This window comes from Streptomyces sp. SID14436, from assembly GCF_010548465.1.
Classification (GTDB): Bacteria; Actinomycetota; Actinomycetes; order Streptomycetales; family Streptomycetaceae; genus Streptomyces.
In genome coordinates this window covers 1-5754 of the sequence record NZ_JAAGMD010000371.1, presented here as the reverse complement: position 1 = coordinate 5754, position 5754 = coordinate 1, and the positions used below count along the sequence as shown (strand labels likewise).

Here is a 5754-nt window from a genome sequence, read left to right as displayed (position 1 = left end):
GCCCCGCGCCCGCAGGGCTGTGGGGGCGCGGGGGCCGGGGAGCGAAACGTCCTGCCACGAGGGATTCCAGGGGACGGGGGCACGGCGCGGGCCGTAGGGACCCTATGAGGGTAGGCGCTCGCGGGACCGGCTCACCGCACCTCGACGAAGGCGTCCGCGTCCCGCTCCGGCCGCGGCCGGGGTTCCCCGGCCGGGTGACCGATCGCCACCGCGCCCATCGGATCCCAGTCCGCCGGCAGGTCCAGCACCTCGCGGACCACGTCGCGGCAGAACATCGTGGACGACACCCAGGCCGAGCCGAGCCGCTCCCCGGACAGGGCGACCAGGAAGTTCTGCACACCGGCGCCCGTGGCGACCACGAACATCTCGCGCTCGGCGCCGTCCCGCCGGGCGTCGCCGTAGGTGTGCGCGCCGTCCGTCACCAGGCACGGCACGGCCAGGTAGGGGGCGTTGCGCAGGACGTCGCCGCGGCGGATCCGCTTGGCGATGGACTCCTCCGACTTGCCGTCCCCGCGCAGGTCGGCGATCCAGGCGTCCCGCATGGCGTCCAGCAGCCGGGTCCGGGACTCCGGGGACTCCAGCAGCACGAAACGCCAGGGCGTGGTGTGGTGCGGGGCGGGGGCCGTCACGGCGGCGGCCACGGCACGGCGCACCGCCTGGGGGTCGACCGGTTCGTCGGTGAAGCTGCGCACGGTGCGCCGTCCGGTGACGGCCTCGCGGACCGCCTCCGAGGTGCCGAGGCGGAACATGTCGTCGCGTGCCTCGCGGACCAGCTCCCGGGCGCCGCGGCCGTCCTGCGCCGTCACCAGGTGGGGCAGTCCGCGCACGACCGCGACGGGCAGGCCGGCCGTCTTGCCCTTGACCAGCTCGCCCGCGGCGGCGAGTTCGTCGGCCGTGGCGACGACCGTGGCGGTCAGCGGATTGCCGTGGGCGTCCTGGCCGCCGCGCAGGTCGTCGGTCACCCGGACGCCCGCCGCGCCGATCGCGACGTCGGTGAGCCCGGTGCGCCAGGGGCGGCCGAAGGTGTCGGTGACGAGCACGCCGACCTCGACGCCGAGGGCGTCGCGCAGGCCGTCCCGGATCGAGCGGGCGGACGCGTCGGGGTCCTCGGGCAGCAACAGCACCGTGCCGGAGGGGGTGTTGGAGGCGTCGACCCCCGCCGCCGCCATGACCAGACCCTGACGGTTCTCGACGATGCGCAGGGGGCCGCGCCGGGCGACCACCCGCACCGTCTCCGCGTCGATCGCGGCCTCCCGGTCGGCCGCCTCGACGACGCGGCCCTCGGCCTTGGAGACGATCTTCGACGTGACGAGCAGGACGTCCCCGTCGGCGAGGTCCGGCGCGGCGTCCGCGATCAGCCGGGCGAGGTCGTCGCCCTTGCGGACCTCGGGCAGTCCCGCGACCGCCCACACGTGGTAGCCGGCGTCCCGGTGCGAGCCGGTCACAGGGCACGCACCTCCCCGGCGAGCGTCAGCGCCTCCCGGGCCATGGCCGCTGCCGCGTCCACGTCCGTCATCATCAGCGGCACGGCGCGGCAGCGGATGCCGGCCGCCTCCACCTGCTCCACCGCCTCCGCGTCGGCCGTGTCGACGAGCCAGCCGTCCAGCAGGCCCGAGCCGTAGTGCTCGGCGACCGCCGCCGCGGTGGACTCCACGCCGACCGCCGCCAGCACCTTGTCGGCCATGCCGCGCACCGGGGCGCCGCCGACGATCGGCGACAGGCCCACCACCGGCACGCCCGCGTCCGCGATCGCCTCGCGGATGCCGGGGACGGCGAGGATCGTGCCGATGGACACCACCGGGTTGGACGGCGGGAAGAGGATGACGTCGGCCGCGCCGATCGCCTCCAGGACGCCCGGGGCGGGCTTCGCCTGCTCCGCGCCGACCGGCACGATCGCCTCGGCGGGCACCGAGGCCCGCAGCCGCACCCAGTACTCCTGGAAGTGGATCGCCCGGCGCTCGCCGGACCCCGCGCCCTCGTCGCCCGAGCCGTCGCCCTCGGGGAGCGTCACGGCGACGTGCGTCTCCACCCGGTCGTCGGTCATCGGGATCAGCCGCACGCCCGGCTTCCAGCGGTCGCACAGCGCCTCGGTGACCGCGCTCAGCGGATAGCCCGCGCCGAGCATCTGGGTCCGCACGATGTGGGTGGCGAAGTCGCGGTCGCCGAGCCCGAACCACTTCGGGCCGACGCCGTAGGCCGCGAGTTCCTCCTTGAGGTGGAAGGTCTCGTCGGTCCGCCCCCAGCCCTGCTCCTCGTTGATGCCGCCGCCGAGCGTGTACATCACCGTGTCGAGGTCCGGGCAGACCTTGAGCCCGAAGAGGTGGATGTCGTCCCCGGTGTTGCCGATGACCGTGATGTCCGCGTCCGGCGCGGCCTGCTTCAGACCGCGCAGGAAACGGGCACCGCCGATGCCGCCTGCCAGAACCACAATGCGCATGGGAGCAAGTCTGGCAGGCCGCTCCGACAATGCGTCAGGCAGTCACCGGCCCGGACGCCGCCCCGGCCGCGCAGCGGGCGGCCGCGGAGGGCTCTCCGGCCGCCCCGAGACCGGCCCCGGGGTGCATCGGCATTTCCGTCAGGCCGGGGAAGTAGACGTGCAGGCTGACCGCCGGCTCCAGGGTGTCGTTGACGACCTCGTGGACGTAGCCGGGCGCGAACACCCGCTGCGAGCCCGGGGTCAGGACGCGCGTGCCGCGCCGGGTCCGTTCGGTGAGGGCGCCGTCCAGGACGGTGAGCACCCCGGAGGAACGGCCGTGGCCGTGCGGTCCGCTGCCCTGCCCCGGCACCCAGGACAGCAGCCACACCTCGTAGCCGGAGGCGTCCTGCCCGGCGGGGTCCTGCGGCGCGTGGGCCTGCGGCACGGCGCGCAGGCGGTGGTACCAGCGGGTTGTGGCGTCGTAGCGGACCAGGTGCTCCCACTGGGAGCGGTCGGCGGCCAGGGCACGGCCCAGGCCGGCGAACTCGGCGACGGTGGCCGGGTGCGCGCGCGGGGCCTGGAGGAGGTGGGGGACTTCGAGGATGTCGCCGGCGATCTGCAGGTCGCTGTCGCTGTTCATGGAGAGCGGTGGTTCCTCTGGAGGAGAGGCGGTGGCAAGGACGGTGCCGCGTGCGTCCGGATCGCGGACGCCGGCGAGGGCTGCCCTGGTGGGAGCGGGGGGTGTGACGGCCGAGTCGGGTACGTCTCGGCGGCGGCCGGAGCGAGGGGGAGGCTCAACAGCCGCAGGTGCGACAGCTACGGCGAACGCGGGCAGCACCGGGGGACCCGGCGGAGCGGGTCGAGGTGAGTGCCAAGTTCGCGAGCATGCCCACAAGGACAGCGGTTCACACCCCCACTGTCAACTCGACGCCCGTTATGTGGGACATGGTTCACCTCATCCGGTTCATCTCCCAGGTGAAAGGTTTGCTCAGGCGGATCCCGGGACACATGGTGCGCACGACCGGGAGCATGAACGTCGTTGCGATCCCGTGATCCGAATGTGATCAGGTTCGCTTCGTCGCGCGTGCCGGAACGAGTGCTTCCTGCCGGACGTCCTTCCCTGTGGAGGTTGCGCGCGGGGCGGGGCGCTGCGCGGGCCCAGTCTGTGTGTCAAGGTTTATGGCGATTTGAACACTTTCCGCTTGGCCTTGGTTCCGCAGAGTGAATAAGGGGCCCAATAGCAGATCTCGGCTTGACTCGCCCGGAGCAGCACACTTGTAATTTCACTCGTGTCGTTCAGCCGGAATCGGTAACGGCTGCATCACGGGGACGTGGAAGACGGACGAGGGGCGCACATGACCGAGCTGGTGCAGGAACTGCTGGTCGACGACGCGGACGAGGAGCTCGGCTGGCAGGAGCGCGCGCTGTGCGCCCAGACCGACCCCGAGTCCTTCTTCCCCGAGAAGGGCGGATCGACCCGGGAGGCCAAGAAGGTCTGCCTCGCGTGCGAGGTCCGCTCCGAGTGCCTCGAGTACGCCCTCGCCAACGACGAGCGCTTCGGCATCTGGGGCGGACTGTCCGAGCGGGAGCGTCGCCGCCTGAAGAAGGCCGCGGTCTAGCCGCCCTGTAGCCCGCCGGCGTCCGGAGACCGCCGGGACCCGGAACGCGGCATCGCCGCCCCGGACCGTCATACCGGAACATTCATCACGTTCGGCCCGTCGCCCGTGGGTTGTCCACAGGCGGCGGGCCGCTGTCTTGGCCAGCCGCTAGTGTGGTCGCTCGTCCGAGACGCCCCGCTGCCCCCACCGGGCACAGGTGTCCACCTCAGTCCACCGAACCGGGGCCCGTACCTCGATGTCCGTGCACAGCCACTCGGCAGCCGCCCAAGACGCCGCCGCCGCTCCCGAGTTTCCGCGTCACGTGGTGACCGCGGTCCTCGTCTCCCACGACGGCACCCGCTGGCTGCCCGACGCGCTCTCCGGGCTGCTCGGCCAGGAGCGCCCCGTCCAGTACGCCATGGGCGCCGACACCGGAAGCGCCGACGACTCCGCCCGGCTGCTCGGCGAGGCCCTCGGCGACGACCGCGTCCTGCACCTCGCCCGGCGCACCGGCTTCGGCCAGGCCGTCGAGGAGTGCGACCGCACCGCGCCGCACCTCACCCCCGAGGACCTGCCCTACCTGAAGCGGCCCAGCGGCTGGGACCCGGTCACCCGCAGCTGGCGCGACGACGCCTACGACCTGCCCGAACTCCCCTACGGCGAACCGGTGCAGTGGCTGTGGCTGCTGCACGACGACTGCGCCCCCGAACCGGACGCGCTCGCCCAGCTCCTGCGCGTGGTGGACAACGAGTACGAACTCGGCCGCGACGACGTGGCCGTCGTCGGCCCCAAGCTGCGCGGCTGGTACGACCGCCGGCAACTGCTGGAGGTCGGCGTCTCCATCGCCAACTCCGGCCGCCGCTGGACCGGTCTGGACCGGCGCGAACAGGACCAGGGCCAGCACGACCACGTCCGCTCCGTGCTGTCGGTGTCCACCGCGGGCATGCTGATCCGCCGTGACGTCTTCGAGGAACTGGGCGGGTTCGACCGGCACCTGCCCCTGATGCGGGACGACGTCGACCTGTGCTGGCGGGCGCACTCCGCCGGCTACCGCGTCCTGATCGCCCCCGAGGCGGTCGTCCGGCACGCCGAGGCGGCCTCCCGCGAGCGGCGCACCGTCGACTGCGTGGGCCGCACCTCCGCCTCCCCGCACAAGGTCGACAAGGCCGGCGCCGTCCACACCCTGCTCGTCAACACCCGCACCGCCGCCCTTCCGTGGGTGCTGCTGCGGCTGGTCCTCGGCACCCTGCTGCGCACCCTCGCCTACCTCGTCGGCAAGGTGCCCGGCCAGGCCGTCGACGAGATCCGCGGCCTCATGGGCACCCTGCTGCGCCCCGAACGCATCCTCGCCGGACGGCGCCGCCGCGGCACCCCGCAGGTCGACAAGGCCGAACTGCGGCCCCTGTTCCCGCCGCCCGGGGCGACCGTCCGCGTCACCGTCGAGCAGGTCGCGAGCAGCCTCGTCGGCCGCTCCGACCCCGAGGCCACCTCGGGCGCCGGACGGCACGGCGGCGCCGTCGAGTCCGGGCCGGGCGGCGACGACGCCGACTTCCTGGAGGTCGAGCAGTTCGCCCGGCTCAAGCGCATCGCCCGCAAACCCGGCCCGGTGCTGTTCCTGGTGCTGCTGCTCGTCTCCCTCACCGCCTGCCGCCAGCTCCTCGGCGGCGGCGCCCTGGCCGGCGGCGCCCTGCTCCCGGCCCCCGCCGGCGCCGGCGACCTGTGGGCCCGCTACACCGACGC

The 5754-nt window shown here is 73.7% G+C and carries 5 protein-coding genes; 2 read left to right on the top strand and 3 right to left on the bottom strand.

Annotated features, from left to right (window positions below; all coding sequences use genetic code 11):
- Window positions 1-131: 131 nt before the first annotated feature.
- From G3I53_RS13130 to G3I53_RS13120, 3 genes are read right to left on the bottom strand one after another with little or no spacing between them, the layout of a single operon-like run.
- Entirely contained in the window at window positions 132-1445 is a 1314-nt protein-coding gene (locus G3I53_RS13130) for a coenzyme F420-0:L-glutamate ligase (protein ID WP_164338679.1), read from the bottom strand.
- A complete protein-coding gene (cofD, locus tag G3I53_RS13125; RefSeq protein ID WP_164338680.1) occupies window positions 1442-2437 on the bottom strand; it encodes a 2-phospho-L-lactate transferase in 996 nt (331 codons plus the stop codon). Before cofD ends, G3I53_RS13130 begins: the two co-directional genes overlap by 4 nt.
- Window positions 2438-2471: 34 nt before the next feature.
- Window positions 2472-3056 (bottom strand): cysteine dioxygenase family protein, encoded by a 585-nt coding sequence (locus tag G3I53_RS13120; RefSeq protein WP_164338681.1) that lies wholly within the window; start codon window positions 3054-3056, stop codon window positions 2472-2474.
- Window positions 3057-3771: 715 nt separating this feature from the next.
- On the opposite strand from G3I53_RS13120, the gene G3I53_RS13115 reads away from it, so the two are divergent.
- Window positions 3772-4035 (top strand): WhiB family transcriptional regulator, encoded by a 264-nt coding sequence (locus G3I53_RS13115; RefSeq protein WP_164338682.1) that lies wholly within the window; start codon window positions 3772-3774, stop codon window positions 4033-4035.
- A gap of 235 nt (window positions 4036-4270) precedes the next feature.
- Window positions 4271-5754, top strand: a 1484-nt coding sequence (locus G3I53_RS13110) for a glycosyltransferase family 2 protein (RefSeq protein WP_164438364.1), incomplete at its 3' end; no start/stop codon positions are given.

What these genes read in the sequence shown, in the direction of transcription:
- G3I53_RS13120 (WP_164338681.1), bottom strand. Translation starts at nt 3,056, where the DNA reads ATGAACAGCGACAGCGACCTGCAGATCGCCGGCGACATCCTCGAAGTC.
- G3I53_RS13115 (WP_164338682.1), top strand. Translation starts at nt 3,772, where the DNA reads ATGACCGAGCTGGTGCAGGAACTGCTGGTCGACGACGCGGACGAGGAG.
- cofD (WP_164338680.1), bottom strand. Translation starts at nt 2,437, where the DNA reads ATGCGCATTGTGGTTCTGGCAGGCGGCATCGGCGGTGCCCGTTTCCTG.